The 2,500-nt window shown below is 52.7% G+C and carries 1 rRNA gene (only partly in view); it reads left to right on the plus strand.

From position 1 onward, the window contains the following. Positions 1 to 192 precede the first annotated feature (192 nt). Positions 193 to 2,500: ribosomal RNA gene (locus H7828_RS22380) — 23S ribosomal RNA — on the plus strand; it runs 632 nt beyond the window's last position.

Consider the following 2,500-nt stretch of genomic DNA (forward strand, 5'->3'; position numbering starts at 1 on the left):
ATCGCAAGATCATCGACCAAACCTCCTCATACTTTGAACCAGGTGGGGGGGCGGGAAAAAGTATACTTTTGATCTTCGACGATCTTTCCGAAAGGAAGGTCGTCGGGTGTGTTTTGCTTGCAAAACGCGCCTGCGCTTTCGGTGCACAAAAGGACCGAGAGCGTTGGAAGAAGTCTGACTTCTTCTGGATCAAATCAAGCGCGAAAAGGGCGTTTGGTGAATGCCTTGGCAGTAAGAGGCGATGAAGGACGTGATACTCTGCGATAAGTCATGGGGAGCTGAGAATAGGCTTTGATCCATGAATTTCCGAATGGGGCAACCCACCTGAATATATTCTGTTATTGCTTCGCAATAACGTGCACTCCGTGCCGAGCTTAGCTCGGTACACCAATTCCTTTCGGAATTGGCACTGGGCGCACGGCGGAGCGGTTATCAGGGTGTATGACCAGGTATTTTTGACCTGAATATATAGGGTTAAAAAGGCAAACCCGGGGAACTGAAACATCTAAGTACCCGGAGGAAAGGAAATCAACAGATACTCCCCTAGTAGCGGCGAGCGAACGGGGACCAGCCGAGCCTTGAGTGTGAATAGAACGTGTTGGAAAGCACGACCATAGTGGGTGACAGTCCCGTATATGAAGCATGATTGGACGTATTAAGTAGGGCGGGACACGTGAAATCCTGTCTGAACATGGGGGGACCACCCTCCAAGGCTAAGTACTCCTTACTGACCGATAGTGAACCAGTACCGTGAGGGAAAGGTGAAAAGCACCCCGACGAGGGGAGTGAAACAGTTTCTGAAACCGGACGCCTACAAGCAGTCGGAGGGGCCATGAGCCCTGACGGCGTACCTTTTGTATAATGGGTCATCGACTTGGTCTATCTAGCAAGCTTAAGCCGTTAGGTGTAGGCGCAGCGAAAGCGAGTCTGAACAGGGCGCATGAGTTAGATGGATCAGACCCGAAACCGAGTGATCTAGGCATGACCAGGATGAAGGTTGGGTAACACCAACTGGAGGTCCGAACCCACACCTGTTGAAAAAGGTCGGGATGAGTTGTGCCTAGGGGTGAAAGGCCAATCAAACTCGGAGATAGCTGGTTCTCCGCGAAATCTATTTAGGTAGAGCGTCATCCGAATACCCTCGGGGGTAGAGCACTGGATGGGTAATGGGGCCCCACAGGCTTACTGATCCTAACCAAACTCCGAATACCGAGGAGTACTAGATGGCAGACACACGGCGGGTGCTAACGTCCGTCGTGAAGAGGGAAACAACCCTGACCTACAGCTAAGGCCCCTAATTCATGGCTAAGTGGGAAAGCATGTGAGACGGCCAAAACAACCAGGAGGTTGGCTTAGAAGCAGCCATCCTTTAAAGATAGCGTAACAGCTCACTGGTCTAGACAAGCTGTCTTGCGGCGAAGATGTAACGGGGCTCAAGCCATGAGCCGAAGCTTAGGATGCACATAGTGCATGGTAGCGGAGCGTAGTGTGACATAAGACTTTATCTGTTTTACCGCCCGATGCAGGGGCGCGGGCAACCGCGCTCAAGTAGCGAAGCGGTAGCGCAGATAACAGTCTTTTCTGTGAAGCCGGCGCGTGAGCGATCCGGTGGAGAGATCACTAGTGAGAATGATGACATGAGTAGCGACAAACAGGGTGAGAGACCCTGTCGCCGAAAGTCCAAGGGTTCCTGCTTAAAGCTAATCTGAGCAGGGTAAGCCGACCCCTAAGGCGAGGCCGAAAGGCGTAGTCGATGGGAACCAGGTTAATATTCCTGGGCCAGATGGAAGTGACGGATCGCAGAGGTAGTTCATCCTTATCGGATTGAATGGGCTGCTGAGCGGTTCCTGGAAATAGCTCCATCGCTGGATCGTACCCTAAACCGACACAGGTGGACTGGTAGAGAATACCAAGGCGCTTGAGAGAACGATGTTGAAGGAACTCGGCAAAATACCTCCGTAAGTTCGCGAGAAGGAGGCCCGTTCAGGAGGCAACTCTTGGGCGGGGGCACAAACCAGGGGGTGGCGACTGTTTACTAAAAACACAGGGCTCTGCGAAGTCGCAAGACGACGTATAGGGTCTGACGCCTGCCCGGTGCCTGAAGGTTAAAAGGAGAGGTGCAAGCCTTGAATTGAAGCCCAGGTAAACGGCGGCCGTAACTATAACGGTCCTAAGGTAGCGAAATTCCTTGTCGGGTAAGTTCCGACCTGCACGAATGGCGTAACGACTTCCCCGCTGTCTCCAACATCGACTCAGCGAAATTGAATTGCCTGTCAAGATGCAGGCTTCCCGCGGTTAGACGGAAAGACCCCGTGCACCTTTACTACAGCTTCACATTGGCATCAGGCCAGGCATGTGCAGGATAGGTGGTAGGCTTTGAAGCAGGAACGCCAGTTTCTGTGGAGCCATCCTTGAGATACCACCCTTGCTTTGCTTGATGTCTAACCGCGGTCCGTTATCCGGATCCGGGACCCTGTGTGGCGGGTAGTTTGACTGGGGC

Source organism: Oceaniglobus trochenteri (genome assembly GCF_020529025.1).
GTDB classification, from domain to species: Bacteria; Pseudomonadota; Alphaproteobacteria; order Rhodobacterales; family Rhodobacteraceae; genus Oceaniglobus; species Oceaniglobus trochenteri.